The 18,724-nt window shown below is 60.1% G+C and carries 14 protein-coding genes (1 of these 14 only partly in view); 9 read left to right on the forward strand and 5 right to left on the reverse strand.

Features of this window, described 5'->3' with window-relative positions:
- The first annotated feature begins 134 nt into the window (after positions 1-134).
- The gene (locus tag FGF54_RS21520; RefSeq protein ID WP_142781055.1) at positions 135-710 is read left to right on the forward strand and encodes a PRC-barrel domain-containing protein; all 576 of its coding nucleotides are present in this window, start codon (positions 135-137) and stop codon (positions 708-710) included.
- Between the two features lie 104 nt (positions 711-814).
- On the opposite strand, the gene galE is transcribed toward FGF54_RS21520, so the two are convergent.
- From galE to FGF54_RS21535, 3 genes are all read right to left on the reverse strand, one after another.
- Positions 815-1,798, reverse strand: coding sequence for a UDP-glucose 4-epimerase GalE (gene galE, locus FGF54_RS21525; protein ID WP_142781056.1), 984 nt, complete (start codon positions 1,796-1,798; stop codon positions 815-817).
- Positions 1,799-1,979: 181 nt separating this feature from the next.
- A complete protein-coding gene (locus FGF54_RS21530) occupies positions 1,980-2,417 on the reverse strand; it encodes a hypothetical protein (RefSeq protein WP_142781057.1) in 438 nt (145 codons plus the stop codon).
- Positions 2,418-2,427: 10 nt separating this feature from the next.
- Positions 2,428-2,772 carry a YqjD family protein gene (locus FGF54_RS21535; protein ID WP_003522534.1) on the reverse strand — a complete coding sequence of 115 codons (345 nt, stop codon included), beginning with the start codon at positions 2,770-2,772 and terminating at the stop codon, positions 2,428-2,430.
- Between the two features lie 273 nt (positions 2,773-3,045).
- Between FGF54_RS21535 and nspC the strand changes: the two genes are divergently transcribed.
- Both nspC and FGF54_RS21545 read left to right on the forward strand, forming a co-directional pair.
- On the forward strand, positions 3,046-4,143 hold the full coding sequence (gene nspC, locus FGF54_RS21540; protein ID WP_020811602.1) for a carboxynorspermidine decarboxylase: 1,098 nt from the start codon (positions 3,046-3,048) through the stop codon (positions 4,141-4,143).
- Positions 4,144-4,203: 60 nt separating this feature from the next.
- On the forward strand, positions 4,204-5,442 hold the full coding sequence (locus FGF54_RS21545; RefSeq protein ID WP_142781058.1) for a saccharopine dehydrogenase family protein: 1,239 nt from the start codon (positions 4,204-4,206) through the stop codon (positions 5,440-5,442).
- Between the two features lie 296 nt (positions 5,443-5,738).
- Here FGF54_RS21545 and FGF54_RS21550 read toward each other — a convergent pair whose 3' ends face one another.
- On the reverse strand, positions 5,739-7,586 hold the full coding sequence (locus FGF54_RS21550; protein ID WP_142781059.1) for a DEAD/DEAH box helicase: 1,848 nt from the start codon (positions 7,584-7,586) through the stop codon (positions 5,739-5,741).
- A gap of 390 nt (positions 7,587-7,976) precedes the next feature.
- Here FGF54_RS21550 and FGF54_RS21560 point away from each other — a divergent pair, with 390 nt between their 5' ends.
- The 6 genes from FGF54_RS21560 to clpB all read left to right on the forward strand — a co-directional run bounded on the left by FGF54_RS21560 (position 7,977) and on the right by clpB (position 17,934).
- Complete coding sequence (locus tag FGF54_RS21560) at positions 7,977-9,254, forward strand: aspartate kinase (protein ID WP_003522538.1); 1,278 nt, start codon at positions 7,977-7,979, stop codon at positions 9,252-9,254.
- Positions 9,255-9,428: 174 nt separating this feature from the next.
- Complete coding sequence (gene ptsP / locus FGF54_RS21565; RefSeq protein WP_142781060.1) at positions 9,429-11,696, forward strand: phosphoenolpyruvate--protein phosphotransferase; 2,268 nt, start codon at positions 9,429-9,431, stop codon at positions 11,694-11,696.
- 130 nt (positions 11,697-11,826) lie between these two features.
- Positions 11,827-12,906: a peptide chain release factor 1 gene (gene prfA, locus FGF54_RS21570; protein ID WP_142781061.1), complete on the forward strand. Its 1,080-nt coding sequence runs from the start codon at positions 11,827-11,829 to the stop codon at positions 12,904-12,906.
- The gene (gene prmC / locus FGF54_RS21575; protein WP_142781062.1) at positions 12,903-13,772 is read left to right on the forward strand and encodes a peptide chain release factor N(5)-glutamine methyltransferase; all 870 of its coding nucleotides are present in this window, start codon (positions 12,903-12,905) and stop codon (positions 13,770-13,772) included. Before prfA ends, prmC begins: the two co-directional genes overlap by 4 nt.
- Before the next feature lie 396 nt (positions 13,773-14,168).
- Entirely contained in the window at positions 14,169-14,957 is a 789-nt protein-coding gene (locus FGF54_RS21580; protein WP_003522542.1) for a DUF4167 domain-containing protein, read from the forward strand.
- Positions 14,958-15,309: 352 nt separating this feature from the next.
- The gene (gene clpB, locus FGF54_RS21590; protein WP_003522543.1) at positions 15,310-17,934 is read left to right on the forward strand and encodes an ATP-dependent chaperone ClpB; all 2,625 of its coding nucleotides are present in this window, start codon (positions 15,310-15,312) and stop codon (positions 17,932-17,934) included.
- Positions 17,935-18,040: 106 nt separating this feature from the next.
- Here clpB and FGF54_RS21595 read toward each other — a convergent pair whose 3' ends face one another.
- Positions 18,041-18,724, reverse strand: the final stretch of a protein-coding gene (locus tag FGF54_RS21595; protein ID WP_080853818.1) for a M23 family metallopeptidase. 1,263 nt of this gene lie beyond the right edge of the window; only the last 684 of its 1,947 coding nucleotides appear in the window; its start codon lies beyond the right edge, outside the window; its stop codon occupies positions 18,041-18,043.

Here is an 18,724-nt window from a genome sequence, read left to right on the forward strand (position 1 = left end):
CAATTGCGTCGGCGTGATTGAAAAAATCGGAACTATTTCAACGACCAACCCGTTTGCCAGACGAACCGGCCGAGAAGCGGACATGAAATTCATCCCCCGCCGGCCAGTCGAGAACGATGAAAGGAAGGTACGAAATGGCTAAGAAACTTACGATACTCGTCACCGCCGCCCTGATGGGCACGACGGCTTTCGCGCCGCTGGCCATCGCTCAGGGCACCACCCAGCCTGCGCCGGCAAATCCGAGTACGCAGACGGAGCCGGCAACCCCGCCTGCCACCCCGATGACGCCTGCCGCTCCTTCGACCAATGACAGCGCGGGGACAACGACAGGCGGCGCCTATCTGACCGAACAGGGCGAAACGCAGGTCAGCGCTAACGATTATATCGGCAAGTCGGTCTATACTGCGGCCGATGAAAGCATCGGTAACGTCACCAACCTGATCATGGAAGAAGACGGTGGTCTGGTTGCGGCCGTGATCGGTGTGGGCGGCTTCCTGGGTATCGGCGCAAAGGACGTTGCCGTTCCGATGGACAAGGTGACGATGACGCGCAACGCGCAGGACGGCACCATCCGCCTGACAACGACAGAAACGGCGGAAACGCTGAAGGCCGCTCCCGAATTCAAGACGCTGGAACAGAAGGCCAGCGAGAAGAATGCGGCAACACCTGCGGCTCCCGACAGCACGACGACGTCCGCCACCAAGCCCTAATTCCCGTCCCTGGGAGGCAGGAGCGGGACCGGCTTCAATCAGCTGTCCCGCAGGAGGCACCGGCCAACAGGCCGGTGTCTTTTTTATGTTTGTTCGCCGGCTGTTCAATCCCCGGCATTGCGGGAGGAATGCCATGCCCAGGCGGATTTGATGATGTCCGACAGGGAATAACGCGGCTCCCAGCCGAGAACCTCCTTCGCCTTGTCGTTATTGGCGACGAGCGTCGTGGAATCGCCGTCGCGTCGCCCGGTATATTCAACGGGGAAGGGGCGGCCGGAAACGTTCGAAATCGCTGCCAGCAATTCCTTCACCGTGGTGCCGGTGCCGGTGCCGAGGTTGAGTTCGACGGTCTCCCCGCCGGCCAGCAGATAATCCACCGCCCGCACATGCGCATCGGCGAGATCGAGAATGTGGATATAGTCACGCACACAGGTGCCGTCGCGTGTGTCGTAATCCGTGCCGAACACCTTGAAGCCCTGACGCCGGCCGAGGGCGGCCTCGATGGCCAGCGGGATCGCGTGGGTCTCCGGCTTGTGCCATTCGCCGATGCGGCCTTCGAAATCCGCGCCGGCGGCATTGAAGTAGCGCAGCATCACCGAGCGCAGCCCCTTATAGGTGCTGTAGTCCTTCAGCGCCTGCTCCACCACCCATTTGGTGCGGCCATAGGGGTTGATCGGCGCCTGCCGGTGCGTCTCGTCGATCGGCACCTGTTCCGGCAAACCGTAAGTTGCGCAGGTGGACGAAAAAACGAATGCCGTGACGCCGGCATCGATGGCGGCGGAGAGGAGGTTGAGCGAGCCGATGACATTGTTGTCGTAGAAAGCCACGGGCTGCTTGACGGATTCGCCGACTTCGATCAGCGCGGCGAAATGCAGAACGGCTTCCGGCCGGTGTTTGGCGAAGACTTCGTCCAGTCGCGCCCGGTCGCGAATATCGCCCTGTTCGAAGGGTCCCCAGCGGACGAATTCCTCATGCCCGTTGGACAGATTGTCGAAAACGACCGGTTCATATCCTCGCTCAGACAGGAGAAGGCAGGTGTGCGAACCGATATAGCCGGCACCGCCGACGACAAGGACTTTCTTCTTCATCAATTGCCTTTCAGAAAATTACGGACGCGCCGAGACTGCCCGAGACTGTATGTCACTTTGTTCAAATAAGGGCGGCGTGGCGGGTAACGCCATCAACCAGTCTATCCTTCGCGGGTAACATAAAAAAAACCGCGCATCCATCGTCTGGACGCGCGGTTTGCCTTATCGTGTCGCCAAGAAATTACTTGGACTTTTTCGTATTGACCCTTGTGGCCAGGAAACCGGCCGCGACAGCCACGGCGAGCGTCGCATAGGGACGTGCCTGGATCGCCAGCGTCAGCAGCGATTGCAGGGCGAGCGGCGCTGCGGCAAGCGGCACCGCCGTGAAAGGCGCGACAGCGGGCCGTGCGGCATAGACCCTCGGACGTTTGACGATCGCCAGCGCCACCAGCATGATGACTCCGAGCAGGAACGCGGTCCCGGCGACGACGAGCGCCGCAGGGCCTGCACCCACATGCCGGGCAAGATAGATTGACCCCGCCACCACGGCGGCGATGAAGGCGATCAGGAAGAATATCCCGGTCAGAACCGACAGGATTATGGTCGCGCGCAATCGCCGTGTAACGACGCGCCCCTCGCGCTGGGTCTCCCCCAGATAGACCAGCAATGCCTCAAGCATGAGCGCGGCCTTATCGACGCGTCAGGAGGGCGAGCACGAAACCGACGCCGACGGCGATGCCGAGGGACTGGAGCGGGTTCTTCTGGACGTGGTCGGTGAGGTTGTCGTTGAGCGTGGAGATTTCATTGCGAACGCTGTCGGCCATTTCTCCGGATGCGGTGAGGGCGTCATCGGCCACACGGGCAGCCTGCGCCTTCAGCTCATGCGAAGCGCCGACGCCGAGCGCCTTCACGCTCTTGGCAAGACTAGCCAGATCTTCGCGAAGCTGGGCGAGCTGCGCTGCCACATCGGCCGCATCGCCGTTTTCGAGGGATTGCTGAATCTTGTCGCTGACGCTGCTACGCACGCTTGCCATAGGGGAGGTCCTTCCTGAACATCATTGATGGGACGACGACACATCACCGCCGTCCGTGAAGCTTCGTTTCGGCGGCCAAAACACCCGCCTGTCCGTCAGTCAAACGCGCCGATGCCGGCTTGGTTCCGCAACGGGACGGGTTTTCTTGATGGCACTTCGGCTCGGGGGCGATTTTCGAGGAATTCGGTGCCGGACATTTGTTTTCCTGTCACAAGCATCCTATAAGGCCCATCATCGAGACGTACCTTGACTTCAATCAATATGTGAAACGACATGCTCCAGACGCCCTATTACCTCATCGACAAGACAAAACTTCTTCGCAACATGGAGAAGATTGCCTATGTGCGGGAAAAATCCGGCGCCAAGGCGCTGCTGGCGCTGAAGTGCTTCGCCACATGGTCGGTGTTCGATTTCATGTCGCAATATATGGACGGCACCACCTCGTCCTCGCTCTATGAGGTGCGTCTCGGCCGCGAGAAATTCGGCGGCGAGACCCATGCCTATTCCGTCGCCTATGCCGACTATGAAATCGACGAGGTGATTGCGAATGCGGACAAGATCATCTTCAATTCCATCGGTCAGCTGGAGCGTTTCGCCGACAAGGCCTCCGGCATTACGCGCGGTCTGCGCCTCAACCCGCAGGTCAGCTCTTCGAGCTTCGATCTTGCCGATCCTGCGCGCCCCTTTAGCCGGCTGGGCGAATGGGACGTGGCCAAGGTGGACAAGGTCATGGACCGTATCTCCGGTTTCATGATCCACAATAATTGCGAAAACAGCGATTTTTCCCTGTTCGACCGCATGTTGACGCAGATCGAGGAGAAATTCGGATCGCTTCTGTCGCGTGCGGAATGGGTCAGCCTCGGCGGCGGCATTCATTTCACCGGCGACAATTATCCGCTCGACCAGTTCTGCGACCGCTTGGCGGCCTTCTCGGAAAAATACGGCGTGCAGGTCTATCTGGAGCCGGGCGAGGCCTCGATCACCAGGAGCACGACGCTCGAAGTGACGGTTCTCGACACGCTGTTCAACGGCAAGAACCTCGCCATCGTCGACAGCTCCATCGAAGCGCATATGCTCGATCTGCTGATCTATCGGGAAACCGCCAAGGTGTCGCCGAACGAGGGCGAGCATCCCTACATGGTCTGCGGCAAATCCTGCCTTGCGGGCGATATTTTCGGCGACTTCCGCTTCGACAAAGAATTGAAGGTCGGCGACCGTATCTCCTTCCAGGACGCGGCCGGCTACACGATGGTCAAGAAGAACTGGTTCAACGGCGTGAAGATGCCGACCATCGCCATCAAGGAACTGGACGGCACCGTTCGCGCCGTTCGTGAATTCGACTTTGCCGATTTCGAGCAAAGCCTGTCTTAAACCCTGTTTTTAACATGAAACGAAGCTCATCCCTGCGGGGAAAAGGAGGCATCACCTGAAATGAAGAAGAACGTTCTGATCATCGGCGCCGGTGGCGTAGCACAGGTCGTGGCGCATAAATGCGCCCAGAACAGCGATGTATTGGGAGACATTCATATTGCGTCACGGACTTTGGGAAAGTGCCGCAAGATTGTCGAGTCCGTACGCGAAAAGAAGAGCCTCAAGACAGATGTGAAACTTGAGGCCCATGCGCTTGACGCGATGGATATCGAGGCGACGAAAGCCTTGATCAGGAAAACCGGCGTGGAAATCGTCATCAACGTCGGTTCGGCTTTCGTCAACATGTCCGTTCTTCGTGCCTGCATGGACACGGGTGTTGCCTATATGGATACGGCGATCCACGAGGATCCGACCAAGATTTGCGAGACGCCGCCGTGGTACGGAAACTACGAGTGGAAGCGCGCGGAAGAGTGCAAGGAAAAGGGCATTACCGCCATTCTCGGCGTCGGCTTCGATCCGGGCGTGGTGAACGCCTATGCGCGTCTCGCCAAGGATGATTATTTCGACAAGGTCACTTCGGTCGATATCGTCGATATCAATGCCGGCAGCCATGGCCGCTGGTTCTCGACCAACTTCGATCCGGAAATCAATTTCCGCGAATTCACCGGCGTCGTCTACTCCTGGCAGAAGGGTGAGTGGCAGACGAACCAGATGTTCGAAGTCGGTCAGGAATTCGACCTACCGGTTGTCGGCAAGCAGAAGGCCTATATGACCGGCCATGACGAAGTGCATTCGCTGTCCAAGAACATGGACGGCGCCGATGTGCGCTTCTGGATGGGCTTCGGCGATCACTATATCAACGTCTTCACGGTGCTGAAGAACCTCGGCCTCCTGTCCGAAAAGCCGGTCAAGACCGCCGAAGGCCTAGAAGTCGTGCCGCTGAAGGTGGTCAAGGCCGTGCTGCCCGATCCGTCTTCGCTGGCGCCCGATTACGTCGGCAAGACCTGCATCGGCGATATCGTCAAGGGCATCAAGGACGGCAAGGAGCGCGAAGTCTTCATCTACAACGTGGCCGACCACAAGGAAGCCTATGAAGAAGTCGGCTCGCAGGGCATTTCCTACACCGCCGGCGTTCCGCCGGTCGCCGCTGCCATGCTCATCGCCACTGGCGAATGGGACGTGAAACAGATGGCCAATGTGGAAGAACTGCCGCCGAAGCCGTTCCTGAACATTCTGAACAGGATCGGCCTTCCGAACCGCATCAAGGACGAAAACGGCGACCGCGCGCTGGAATTCTGATTGCCGGTGCTCTGAGAAGTTGAGACAAAATAAAAGCCCCGCGAAAGCGGGGCTTTTTGCTGAATCTGTCGACCTGAATCGATTGCAAAGTTTTAGCATCCCCACTCCGTCACCCCGGACTTGATCCGGGGTCTAGCGCGATCAAGTCTTTGATCGCAAAAGGGTCTTCTCACGACGCAGACGCGTCGTGGCAGGATGCCGGATCAGGTCCGGCATGACGGAGGAGGTTGTCGACCGGCTTGAGTCCCACAAAAAGGGACCCATTTTCTTGCAAGAGCTAAAAACGAAGGGCGTCCTCAGCCCTTCGTCGGCTTCGGCCCGCGCTTTTCGAAGGGCTTGTCCTTCTTGCCCTCGTATTTCGGCTTGTCGCCGAAGGGCTTTTTCTTTTTCCAGGGCTTGTCGTCGCCCTTGCGGTCATCGCGGGGGCCGCTTGCATTGTCCGATTTGCTGAATTTCCGCTGCGCCTTGGCCGGGCGCGTGTCTTCGCGGAAACCGCCGGTCATTTCCGGCTTGCCTTCCAGCGCCTTCAGACGGATGCCCTTTTCGAGCGTCATGTCCTTGCCGATGGCGGAGGTGAAACGGTCGACGGCATCGGCCGCCAGTTCCACGAAGGTCTCCGTCTGCTGCATGCGGATCGCGCCGATATCCTGGCGGGTGATCTTGCCGAAGCGGCAGAGCATGGGGATAAGCCAGCGCGGCTCGGCGCTCTGCTTGCGGCCGACGGACAGCGAAAACCAGGCGCTGTCGGCGAAATCGGACCGTTCGCGGCGCGGCGCGTTGTTCTCAGGGGTTTCGAAACTGTCGCGGCGCGGCTTGCGGCTGTTGTCCAGCGAGACTTCCGCGATGTCCTCCGGCGCGGAACGTCCGGCGTGGTAGAGGCGCACGAAAGCGGCGGCGACCTTTTCCGCGCCATGCTGTTCGAGCAGCCTGGTGACGAAATCGCGCTCGTCCTCGGCCACGGCCTCGGTCAGCGACGGGTCAGCCAGAAGCCGGGCGCCATCGCGCTCGACAATCTCTTCGGCCGAAGGCGGGCGAACCCATGCCGGGCTGACCTTGGCGCCTTCCAGCAGGCGCTCTGCCTTGCGGCGCTGGTTGATCGGCACGACGATGGCGCTGACGCCCTTCTGACCGGCGCGGCCGGTGCGGCCGGAGCGATGCAGAAGCGTTTCGGAGTTGGTCGGCAGGTCGGCGTGGATGACGAGTTCGAGACCCGGCAGGTCGATACCGCGGGCGGCAACGTCGGTCGCCACGCAGACGCGGGCGCGACCGTCGCGCATGGCCTGCAGCGCATGGGTGCGCTCGTTCTGGGTCAGTTCGCCGGAAAGGGCCACGACGGCAAAACCGCGATTGTTCAGTCGCGCCGTCAGGTGGTTCACGGCTGCTCGGGTGGAGCAGAAGACGATGGCGTTACGGGCTTCATAGAAGCGCAGCGCATTGATGATGGCGTTCTCGCGGTCGGCCGGCGTCACCAGCATGGCGCGATATTCGATATCCACATGCTGCTTCTGTTCGGAAGCGGTGGCGATGCGCACGGCGTTCTTCTGGTAGCTTTCCGCAAGCTTGGCTATGCTGCGCGGAACGGTGGCCGAGAACATCAGCGTGCGGCGGGTTTCCGGCGATTCTTCCAGAATGAATTCCAGATCTTCACGGAAACCGAGATCGAGCATCTCGTCGGCTTCATCCAGCACCACGGCGCGGATGGACGACAGATCGAGCGCGCCGCGCTTGATGTGGTCGCAAAGACGCCCGGGCGTGCCGACGACGATGTGAGCGCCGCGTTCGAGCGCACGGCGCTCGTTGCGCACATCCATGCCGCCGACGCAGGAGGCAATCGAGACGCCGGCGAATTCATAGAGCCACTCCAGCTCGCGCTTGACCTGCATGGCCAGTTCGCGGGTCGGCGCGATGGCGAGCGCCAAGGGTGCGGAAGCCTGACCGAAGCGGCCATTTTCCGGCAGCAGCGTCGGCGCCAGTGCAATGCCGAAGGCAACGGTCTTGCCGGAACCGGTCTGTGCGGAAACCAGCGCATCCTTATCGGCCAGTTCGGGTGCAAGCATCGCCTGCTGCACGGGGGTCAAATCTTTATAGCCGCGTTTTTCCAACGCCTGCGCGATCGCCGGGGCGATACCCTGGGTGTCTGTCATCTACCGTCTTTCGGATATGAAGCCGCCCGCATCCGCCCGAAACCAATAGGTCCTAAAGTCTCCGGGGCAGCCGATACAGGCCATTTCGGCCATCTGGCCGGTTGCATTGCCGCGCTCATACTGCGAATGGGCCGGTTTGTACAGTGCACTGCGGTACGCTCTTTTGCGGGTGCTTTATCCCGTCGACGTTTTCATCCCGCCATTGTTCCGGAGCGATGCTGCGAAAAAGGCGTACCGCATGGTTCATAAACGGCATTGCGTGCCCCCCGCCTTTTCGCTAAGAGACCCGCAACTTGAGGCTCTTTGTCAGGAAGAGCCGACTGGGTTTGTTCTTGTCCGTCCGCTCTTTGAACGAGCCGGCGGGAAAATGGGATGGTACTGGTCAAGGCTATGGCTCGCATTGTCATGAAATTCGGCGGCACGTCCGTCGCGAACCTCGAACGCATTCACAATGTCGCACGGCATGTGAAACGCGAAGTGGATGCCGGCCATGAAGTGGCCGTAGTCGTTTCCGCCATGTCCGGCAAAACCAACGAGCTGGTGGACTGGGTGCAGAACGCCGCGAAGGTGGCCGGCGCCAACGCCGCCTCCTTTTTCGATGCGCGCGAATATGACGCGGTTGTCGCATCCGGCGAACAGGTGACATCAGGACTTCTGGCGATCACGCTGCAATCCATGGGCATCAATGCGCGCTCCTGGCAGGGCTGGCAGATCCCGATCCGCACCGACAATGCGCATGGCGCCGCCCGCATTCTCGAAATCGACGGTTCGGATATCATCCATCGCATGGGTGAAGGGCAGGTTGCCGTTGTCGCCGGTTTCCAGGGCATCGGCCCGGACAATCGCATCGCGACGCTCGGACGCGGCGGTTCGGATACGTCCGCCGTTGCGATTGCCGCCGCCGTCAAGGCGGATCGTTGCGACATCTATACCGATGTCGACGGTGTCTACACGACCGATCCGCGCATCGAGCCCAAGGCTCGCCGCATGAAGAAGATCGCCTTCGAGGAAATGCTCGAAATGGCGTCTCTCGGCGCGAAGGTTCTGCAGGTTCGCTCGGTCGAGCTTGCCATGGTACACAAGGTGCGCACCTTCGTTCGCTCCAGTTTCGAGGATCCCGATGCGCCGGGCATGGGCGACCTCATCAACCCGCCCGGTACTTTGATTTGTGACGAGGATGAAATCGTGGAACAGGAAGTCGTAACCGGCATCGCCTATGCCAAGGATGAAGCACAGATCTCGCTGCGCCGCGTGGCCGACCGTCCGGGCGTTTCCGCCGCGATCTTCGGGCCGCTCGCCGAAGCGCATATCAACGTCGACATGATCGTGCAGAACATCTCCGAAGACGGTTCGCGCACCGACATGACCTTCACCGTTCCTTCGGGCGACGTTGCCAAGGCGATCAAGCTTCTGGAAGACAACAAGGCCCAGATCGGCTTCGACGTCGCGCAGAACGAGACCGGTCTCGCCAAGGTTTCGGTCATCGGTATCGGTATGCGCAGCCACGCCGGCGTTGCCGCAAGCGCGTTCAAGGCGCTTGCCGAGAAGAACATCAACATCAAGGCGATCACCACCTCCGAGATCAAGATTTCGATCCTGATCGACGGCGCCTATGCCGAACTTGCGGTTCGCACTTTGCATTCCGCCTACGGTCTCGATAAGAGCTAAGCCGAGACATCGGTTCCCGATGCTCCGATTCTTCGGAGTTGCGTTCTTCCGATGTGGCGTTTCATGAAAGCGTGTCCCTTGCGGGACGCGCTTCTCGCGCTATAAATTTTTAAATGACCTTTTGATTCCCGAATATTATGACATTCGGATCGGAAGTGTCGGGGAGCAAACGCGATGAGAGACCTTTCCGCAGGTCCGCGCGTCCTGCTCAAGCGGCTGCGCGAAATGATGGCGGAGCACCTTGAACCGCAGGAGCGTCTGGACCAGATCGTCCGTCAGATTGCCAGCAACATGGTGGCGGAGGTTTGCTCAGTCTACGTGCTGCGTTCCGACAGCGTGCTCGAGCTTTACGCGACCGAAGGTCTGAACAAGGATGCCGTGCATCTTGCCCAGCTGAAAATGGGGCAGGGTCTTGTCGGCACCATCGCCGCTTCCGCCCAACCTCTCAATCTTTCCGATGCGCAGGCGCATCCCGCTTTCCGCTATCTTCCTGAAACCGGTGAGGAAATTTATCATTCCTTCCTCGGCGTGCCGATTTTGCGTTCCGGTCGCACTCTTGGCGTTCTTGTGGTCCAGAACAAGGCCAGCCGAACATACCGGGAGGATGAAGTGGAAGCGCTTGAGACAACCGCGATGCTCATTGCCGAAATAGTGGCGAGCGGCGAGTTGAAGAAGATCACCCGCCCCGGAGTGGAGCTGGACCTGACGCGCGCCGTTTCCATCGATGGCGACGGCTATGGCGAAGGCATCGGTCTTGGCCACGTCGTGCTGCACGATCCGCGCATCGTCGTCACCAATCTCTTGAATGAAGATGCCGATACGGAAATCCGGCGTCTTGCCGATGCCATCGGTTCGCTGCGTCTCTCCATCGATGACATGTTGCAGCGTCGCGATGTGCCGACCGAGGGTGAGCACCGCGAGGTTCTGGAAACCTACCGCATGTTCGCCCACGACCAGGGCTGGGTGCGGCGCATGGAAGAGGCGATCCGCAACGGCCTGACGGCGGAAGCGGCGGTCGAGAAGGTGCAGAGCGACACCAAGGCGCGCATGATGCGCCTGACCGATCCCTATCTGCGCGAGCGCATGCATGATTTCGACGATCTCGCCAACCGGCTGCTGCGGCAGTTGATCGGTTTTGGCGGTCGTGGGCCGGAGCAGGATTTCCCGCTCGACGCCATCGTTCTGGCGCGCGCCATGGGTGCTGCCGAACTGCTCGATTATCCGCGTGAAAAACTGCGTGGTCTGGTGCTGGAAGATGGCGCGGTGACGAGCCATGTCGTCATTGTGGCGCGTGCCATGGGCATTCCGATCATCGGGCAGGCGACCGGTATCGTCGCTCTGGCGGAAAACAACGATCCCATCATTATCGATGGCGATGACGGTCAGGTGCATCTGCGCCCGATGTCGGATTTGCAGCGTGCCTATGAAGAAAAGGTGCGCCTGCGCGCCAAGCGGCAGGAGCAGTTCCGCGCGCTGCGCAACGTCGAGCCGATCACCAAGGATGGCCAGAAGGTCAATCTGAAGATGAATGCGGGCCTTTTGGTGGACCTGCCGCAGCTCGACGAATCCGGCGCCGACGGCATTGGCCTGTTCCGCACCGAGCTGCAATTCATGATCGCCTCCAACATGCCGAAGGGCGAGGAGCAGGAGGCGTTCTACCGCTCCGTTCTGCGGCAGGCGAAGGGCAAGAGCGTCACCTTCCGCACGCTCGATATCGGCGGCGACAAGGTCGTTTCTTATATGCGCGGTCAGGAAGAGGAAAACCCGGCGCTGGGCTGGCGGGCGATCCGCCTGTCGCTCGACCGGCCGGGCCTGATGCGAACGCAGATGCGCGCGCTTCTGCGCGCCGCCTCGGGCGCCGAGCTGCGCATGATGCTGCCGATGGTGACGGAAGTGTCGGAAATCCGCGCCGCTCGCGACCTTTTGCAGAAGGAAGTGCAGCATCTTTCGAAATTCAGCCATGCGCTGCCGAAAAAGCTGCAATTCGGCGCCATGCTGGAAGTGCCATCGCTGATGTGGCAGCTCGACGAGCTGATGCAGGAGGTGGATTTCGTCTCCGTCGGTTCGAACGACCTGTTCCAGTTCTCGATGGCGGTCGATCGCGGCAATGCGCGTGTTTCGGATCGTTTCGATAATCTCGGCAAGCCGTTCCTGCGCATTTTGCGCGATATCGTCCGCGCCGGCGAAAGGCACCACACCTCGGTTACGCTGTGCGGCGAAATGGCGGGCAAGCCGCTTTCGGCCATGGCGTTGATCGGCCTCGGCTTCCGTTCTGTTTCCATGTCGCCGACGGCCATCGGTCCGGTCAAGGCCATGCTGCTCGGGCTCGATGCCGCGCGCCTGGCCGAAGAGCTGAACGCGGCGCTGGACGACCATAATTCGCTGGAAAGCGCGCGCGAGGTGTTGTTACGCTTTGCCGCAACGCATTCCATTCCCATCTAGAGCATTTCCAGGAAAAGTGGACCCCGGTTTTCCGTCCGGAAATGCGTTAAAGCAAAAGGTTAGAGGGTTTTCGCGTTTCGAAGAAAAGCGAAAACCCTCTAAAAGACCTGTTTCATTATTGGAGTGACTGGTGGCGAAGCTTCCCGTCGAAAAAATGCGCGAGTTGGAAAGGCGTTTCGGTGAGATCGAAGCGCGTATGTCGGCCGGGCCTGCTGCGGATGTCTATGTGAAACTGGCTTCGGAATATTCCGAACTCGAGCCGGTGGTGAAGAAAATCCGCGACTACGAGAAGGCGGTTTCCGAAGCCGCCGATCTGGAGGCGATGCTGGCCGACAAGTCGACCGACAAGGATATGCGCGACCTGGCGGAAATGGAACTGCCGGATGTCGAGGTCCGCATCGGTGAGCTTGAAAAGGACATGCAGGTTCTGCTGCTGCCGAAGGATGCGGCGGACGAAAAAAGCGCGATTCTCGAAATTCGGGCGGGCACCGGCGGCTCCGAGGCAGCCCTTTTCGCCGGCGATCTGTTCCGCATGTATGAGCGCTTCGCCTCGACCAAGGGCTGGAAGGTGGAAGTGCTTTCCGCAAGCGAGGGCGAAGCGGGCGGTTACAAGGAAATCATCGCGACGATCAGCGGGCGAGGGGTGTTCTCCAAGCTGAAATTCGAATCCGGCGTGCACCGGGTGCAGCGCGTGCCGGAAACGGAAGCGAGCGGCCGCATCCATACGTCTGCCGCCACCGTTGCGGTCCTGCCGGAAGCGGAAGATATCGATATCGAAATCCGGCCGGAAGACATTCGCATCGACACGATGCGTGCTTCGGGTGCAGGCGGCCAGCACGTCAACACCACCGACTCTGCCGTTCGCATCACCCATCTGCCGACGGGCCTGATCGTTACCAGCTCGGAGAAATCGCAGCATCAGAACCGCGCCAAGGCCATGCAGGTCCTGCGCTCGCGTCTCTACGACATCGAGCGCCAGAAGGTGGAGAGCGAGCGTTCGGCCGACCGTAAGAGCCAGGTAGGTTCCGGCGACCGTTCCGAGCGCATCCGCACCTATAACTTCCCGCAGGGCCGTGTTACCGATCACCGCATCAACCTCACGCTCTACAAGCTGGACCGGATGATCGAAGGCGAGATCGATGAGCTTGTGGATGCGCTGATCGCCGATTATCAGGCCGGACAGCTTGCACAGCTCGGCGAACAGCTTTGAGCACGGCCGCTGAAGCGAGTGTCGCGAGTGCGCTTGCCGCAGCCCGCAAAAGGTTGCAGACGGCGGGGATCGCCGATCCGCTTCTCGATGCGCGGCTTTTGATTGCGGAGGTCGTCGGTTTTTCATTGACCGATTTCGTGATGAAACCTGATCGTGCCGTTACGCCGGAAGAAAGCGCCCGTATCGCGGCCATGATCGAAAGGCGGGCGAATGGCGAGCCCGTGCACCGCATTCTCGGCCACCGGGAATTTCATGGCCTCGACCTTCTTTTGTCTAAGGAGACGCTCGAGCCCCGGCCGGACACGGAAGTTCTTGTCGATACCCTGTTGCCGGCGCTGAAAAAAGCCGTTTCCGCCAAGGGCAGCGCCCGCATTCTGGATATGGGCACCGGGACCGGCGCGATCTGTCTGGCGCTGTTGAAGGAGTGCCCCGAAGCAACTGGGATCGGCAGCGATATTTCCGCCGATGCGCTCGAAACGGCGGTCCGGAATGCGGCCCGAAACGATCTCGGCGCGCGCTTCGAGGCCGTTCGCAGCGACTGGTTTGAAAAAATCTCTGGCCGCTTTGACATAATTGTGTCGAATCCGCCTTATATAAGGACTGATATCGTCGCAACGCTTGACCAGGAGGTTCGTATCCACGACCCGATGGCGGCGCTGGATGGAGGTCAGGACGGCCTTGCACCGTACCGCCTCATTGCTGCCGATGCAGGCCGCTTTCTTGTGGAAAACGGGATTGTCGGTGTGGAGATCGGTTTCGATCAAAGGCTTGATGTTTCCGCTATATTTGCTTCCCACGGCTTCTCTCTTCTGGACGCCGTGAAGGATTATGGCGGTAACGACAGAGTTTTGACCTTCCGGAGATAGTTGTTCGCGATATGTCTGCGGATTTTTTGCAAGGATATTTTGCACAGCAAAAGAAAAGGCTTGGATTTCCGCAGGAAGCGGGATAGTTTGCGGCCACATGCCGGGTGGCTGAGGACGAACACAGATTCGTCAGGGTATGGGTCAGTCCCGAAGCGGGTTCTTTAAAGAGCCCTGAAAGGCTGGGCGTTTCCGGCATGTGAATCAGTAAACTTTGTTCGCAGGCGGCTCGGTGCAGCATTTGCGCAGCCGGTCGTCATACGCGAGGTCTTGCCCTGGGGTTATCTTCGGCAAGGCGCGTGATGGAGCAATTTCAGGAAAAATTTCCAGCGGTTTTCCGCCCGGAATTGCATGAAAACAACCAGATTGTCAGCAAAACAGAATTCAGGTGAGCAATTGATGAGGCCAGGACAGCAAAACAAGCGCGGCCGGGGGCGTGGAAACAACAACAATAACAATGGTGGCGGTAACAACAACTTCAACCGCAAGGGCGGCAACCCGCTTACCAGGACTTATGACAGTTCCGGCCCCGATGTTAAAATCCGTGGCACAGCCCAGCACATAGCGGAAAAATACGCGGCTCTGGCGCGCGACGCGCAGAGTTCCGGCGACCGCGTGATCGCTGAGAACTATCTGCAGCACGCTGAACACTATAACCGCATCATCGCTTCGGCTCAGGCCCAGATGCAGGAACGCTTCCAGCGCGACGACCGCGGCGAGTACAATGCTGCCGATGGCGACGATATGGATGTGAACGACGGCGATGAAGGCGTCGTTGCACCGCAGCAGCAGGCCGAACAGGCCGAGCGCGCGCAGCAGCCGGAACGTCAGGAGCGTACTGAGCGGAACGAACAGCGCCAGGAGCGTCGTGAGCGCCCGGACCGCCGCGAGCGGCAGGAGCGTCAGCCGCGCCAGCCGCAGGTAGCCGCCGAACAGCAGCCGCCGGTTTACGACGCCAGCCAGGCGCCGCAGCCCGTCATCGAAGGCACGCCCATGGAAGTGGCTGTCGAGGAAGAGCAGCAACAGGCGGAAGCTCCGGCTGGCGAACGCGCACCGAAGACGCGCCGTGCAACCGGACCGCGCCAGCGCCGCCCGCGCCGCACCGCCGCTGCGGAAGGCGCCGAAGGCGAAGATGCGCCGGCCGGTGAAGAGGCGGCACCTGCCACGCTTGAGAACGCTGCCGAATAAGCAGCTTCTGCAAACAACTCTGCAATCGAAAAACTCCGGCCTGCCGGAGTTTTTTGTTTTTGGCGGTTGGCTATGCACATTCCATTCGCAGCCGGTGGGATTTGATGCCTGTCAAATCATATGAAAATTTCCCGGATGATGGGTTTTTCTCCCTTTAAACCGATGAAAATGCCTCCCATATTCGTGCAGAACGGACGGAAGCCGCATTCGCCGGCAACCGACCGTCGAGAGGCGGCAATCGTGAAATCCTTTAAACACGGTTGTCGTAGCGGGGCTTGCCTTTGAGGGAGCCTCAACCCTAACACCCGGAACCGTGCCGAAAGCGGGCGGGCCGGTCTATGGAGGTTCGACTATGAATATTGAAAAATACTCCGAGCGCGTTCGCGGTTTTCTGCAATCGGCGCAGACCTTTGCGCTGGCGGAGAACCATCAGCAGTTTTCACCCGAACACGTTCTGAAGGTTCTGCTCGATGACGAGCAGGGCATGGCGGCATCGCTGATCGAGCGCGCCGGCGGCAACGCCAAGGAAGCGCGTCTTGCCAATGATGCGGCTCTGGCGAAATTGCCCAAGGTTTCCGGCGGCAATGGCGGCCTTTCGCTTACCGCGCCGCTCGCCAAAGTGTTCTCGACCGCGGAAGATCTCGCCAAGAAGGCCGGCGACAGTTTCGTTACTGTCGAGCGTCTGCTGCAGGCGCTTGCGATTGAAAGCTCCGCCACCACTTCGGCTTCCCTGAAGAAGGCCGGCGCAACCGCGCAGGCGCTCAATCAGGTCATCAACGATATCCGCAAGGGCCGCACGGCTGACAGCGCCAATGCCGAACAGGGCTTCGATGCGCTGAAGAAGTTCGCGCGCGACCTGACGGAAGAGGCCCGCGAAGGCAAGCTCGACCCGGTGATCGGTCGCGACGACGAAATCCGCCGCACCATTCAGGTGCTTTCGCGCCGCACCAAGAACAATCCCGTGCTGATCGGTGAACCGGGCGTCGGTAAAACGGCGATTGCCGAAGGCCTTGCGCTGCGCATCGTCAATGGCGACGTGCCGGAAAGCCTGAAGGACAAGAAGCTGATGGCGCTCGATATGGGCGCGCTGATCGCCGGTGCGAAATATCGCGGTGAGTTCGAAGAGCGTCTGAAGGCTGTGCTCAATGAAGTGCAGGCCGAAAATGGCGGCATCATCCTATTCATCGATGAGATGCACACGCTGGTCGGCGCCGGCAAGGCCGATGGCGCGATGGATGCGTCCAACCTCCTGAAACCCGCGCTTGCCCGTGGCGAGTTGCACTGCGTTGGCGCCACCACGCTCGATGAGTACCGCAAGCACGTGGAAAAGGACCCGGCCCTTGCCCGCCGTTTCCAGCCCGTTCTTGTGGATGAGCCGACCGTTGAGGACACGATCTCGATCCTGCGCGGCCTGAAGGAAAAATACGAACAGCATCACAAGGTCCGTATCTCGGATTCGGCCCTGGTCGCGGCTGCGACGCTTTCCAACCGCTATATCACCGACCGTTTCCTGCCCGACAAGGCAATCGACCTGATGGACGAGGCCGCGTCGCGTCTTCGCATGCAGGTGGATTCCAAGCCGGAAGAACTGGACGAACTGGATCGCCGCATCATTCAGCTCAAGATCGAGCGCGAGGCCCTGAAGCAGGAAACGGACCAGTCGTCCGCCGACCGCCTCAAGAAGCTCGAGGATGAGTTGGCCGATACGGAAGAAAAGGCGGATGCGCTGACGGCCCGTTGGCAGGCGGAAAAGCAGAAGCTCGGCCATGCCGCTGACCTCAAGAAGCGGTTGGACGAAGCCCGCAACGAACTGGCGATTGCCCAGCGCAACGGCCAGTTCCAGCGCGCCGGTGAGCTGACCTATGGCATCATTCCGGGTCTCGAAAAGGAACTGGCTGCGGCGGAAGCCCGCGATAGCAGCGGTGCCGGCTCGATGGTTCAGGAAGTGGTGACGGCGGACAATATCGCCCATGTCGTTTCCCGCTGGACAGGCATTCCGGTCGACAAGATGCTGGAAGGTCAGCGCGAAAAGCTGCTGCGCATGGAAGACGAGCTTGCCAAGTCCGTTGTCGGGCAGGGCGAGGCCGTTCAGGCGGTTTCCAAGGCAGTTCGCCGTTCGCGCGCCGGTCTTCAGGATCCCAACCGGCCGATCGGTTCGTTCATCTTCCTCGGCCCGACGGGCGTGGGCAAGACCGAGCTGACCAAGTCGCTCGCTCGCTTCCTGTTCGACGACGAAACCGCGATGGTCCGCCTCGACATGTCGGAATATATGGAGAAACACTCCGTTGCCCGGCTGATCGGTGCGCCTCCCGGCTATGTCGGATACGAAGAGGGCGGGGCGCTCACGGAAGCGGTTCGCCGCCGGCCCTATCAGGTCGTGCTGTTCGACGAGATCGAGAAAGCGCATCCGGACGTGTTCAACGTCCTCTTGCAGGTGCTGGATGACGGCCGCCTCACGGATGGCCAGGGCCGCACCGTCGATTTCAAGAACACCATCATCATCATGACCTCGAACCTCGGTTCGGAATTCATGACGCAGATGGGCGACAATGACGATGTGGATTCGGTTCGTGACCTGGTTATGGAGCGGGTCCGGTCGCATTTCCGGCCGGAATTCCTCAACCGTATCGACGATATCATTCTCTTCCACCGCCTGCGGCGCGACGAAATGGGTGCAATTGTCGAAATCCAGCTGAAGCGCCTCATCTCGCTGCTCGGCGATCGCAAGATTTCGCTCGAACTGGATGAGGATGCCCGAAACTGGCTTGCCAATAAGGGTTACGATCCGGCTTACGGCGCACGTCCGCTGAAGCGGGTGATCCAGAAGGCGGTTCAGGACAGGCTTGCCGAAATGATCCTCGGCGGCGAAGTCCCGGATGGATCGCGGGTCAAGGTGACCTCGGGCACGGACCGGCTGCTGTTCAAGGTCAAGCCCGCCAAGGGTGAGGCCGAAGCTGAAACGGCCGATGCGGCATAAAATGAAAGGGCTCCGGAAACGGAGCCCTTTTTATATGATCGGGCCCTTTTCACATGACCGGGCCCTTTTCATATGACCGGGATTGTCGTTCGGGTCTCTCCGCAGATCAGCGGCTCGCCACCTGATTGGGCTTTTCGTCAATATTCAGCAGATTGTCGATGCGCTTTCTCTCATCGGAGAAACGCGCCAGCGCCTCGCCGGAAAGCGACTTGCCGCCCGGTAGGCGTACCTTCATCGCATCCACCTTGGTGCCATTGACGATCAGCTCGTAATGCAGATGAGCGCCGGTCGAAAGACCGGTCGATCCCACATAACCGATGACCTGGCCCTGCCGGACCTTTGCGCCTTCGGTGACACCCTTGGCGATGGCGCTCTGGTGGTTATAGGAAGAGACATAACCATTGGCATGGCGGATCAGCGTCTGGTTGCCGTAACCGGAGGCCCATCCGGCCTTTTCGACGGTGCCGTTGCCCGTCGCGATGATCGGCGTGCCGCGGGCGGCGGCCCAGTCGGTGCCGGTATGCATGCGGCTGAATTTCAAAACCGGATGGCGGCGCATGCCGAAACCGGATGTCATGCGGCCGTTCGGAACGGGATTGCGCAACAGGAACTGCCGGATGCTTTTGCCGTTTTCATCGAAATAATCGATGCTGTTGTCGTCCGGGTTCTGGAAACGGTAAAAACGTGTCTCGTTGTCGCCGAACTTGGCGTTGACGTAGAGCAGTTCCGACTTGTCCGTCGCCTTGCCATCCGCGTCTTCCACGGAGAAGAAGGCTTCCAGCGTATCCGC

Origin of the sequence: Agrobacterium sp. T29 (assembly GCF_006970545.1) — a bacterium.
Taxonomy (GTDB): Bacteria; Pseudomonadota; Alphaproteobacteria; order Rhizobiales; family Rhizobiaceae; genus Agrobacterium; species Agrobacterium leguminum.